A 901-nucleotide genomic window follows, 5' to 3' on the forward strand; every position below is an offset into this window, starting at 1 on the left:
TCCTTCTTCCTTCTTCCCTCTTCCTTCTTCCTTCTTTAACAACACCCACTAAAGACTGTAAATCAAAATGTCGATCGCCCCCACTCAGACAAATACCAGCACTCACCACAGTCAAATCATTTTTCTCAATAGCAGAACTATGACGTTCCCCATCCCTTGTCACCCATTCTACTTGCCAATAAGTAGAGCGATCGCGAAAATCCTGCAATTCACCTCCTCCCATTTCTAACGCTTCACGCAGTTGTTTTTCATCCCTTTGTTGTTGCATTTGTTTCATAAACTCTTCTTTTTGTCGCGCTACTAAGTCATAAACTGTTTTCATTTCTGGTGTTATCCCCTTAAAGAAGGAAGAAGGAAGAGGGAAGAAGGAAGAAGGAAGGAAGGAGGAAAGACGGAATCAGGAAGAAGGAAAGACTGAAGTTGCAAGAAAGTAGGAAGAAGGAGGAAGGAAGGAGGAAAGACGGAATCAGGAAGAAGGAAAGACTGAAGTTGCAAGAAAGTAGGAAGAAGGAAGTAAGAAGGAGGAAAATTATGCTTCTAATTTACGAATAGTGGCTATAATGAGACGTTGTAGTTCATCAACTTCTTGAATGATAGAATTAAATAATTCTGGTTTAGCTAAATTTACTGCTTTAGCAATAATTAATTGGGTATCTAACTCTCTGAGAGAACCTAGAGCAATTCTGAGAAAACGTATATATTCAACTTTACTTATTCTGCCATATCCTTCAGCAATATTTGAGGGAACTGAAACACAACTACGACTAATTTGACTCGTTAAACCGTAAAGTTCAGAAGTGGGAAAATGTTGAGTTATTTGATAACAATTAATAGCCATTTTAACACCTCTTTTCCATATATATTGTTCTCGATGACTACCCATAATTTAAAATACCTTTAA

The 901-nt window shown here is 37.6% G+C and carries 1 protein-coding gene and 1 pseudogene; both read right to left on the bottom strand.

All coding sequences use genetic code 11. The features are described from left to right. Nucleotides 1–322: pseudogene (locus tag D5R40_RS33335) on the bottom strand (hypothetical protein); the annotation flags it as partial. A gap of 207 nt (nt 323–529) precedes the next feature. After that, on the bottom strand, nt 530–883 hold the full coding sequence (locus D5R40_RS33340) for a four helix bundle protein (RefSeq protein ID WP_124143354.1): 354 nt from the start codon (nt 881–883) through the stop codon (nt 530–532). Nucleotides 884–901 lie beyond the last annotated feature (18 nt).

Source organism: Okeania hirsuta, from assembly GCF_003838195.1.
Lineage (GTDB): Bacteria > Cyanobacteriota > Cyanobacteriia > Cyanobacteriales > Microcoleaceae > Okeania > Okeania hirsuta.

Coding starts and splice junctions, on each gene's coding strand:
- D5R40_RS33340 (WP_124143354.1), bottom strand. CDS start 883: ATGGGTAGTCATCGAGAACAATATATATGGAAAAGAGGTGTTAAAATG.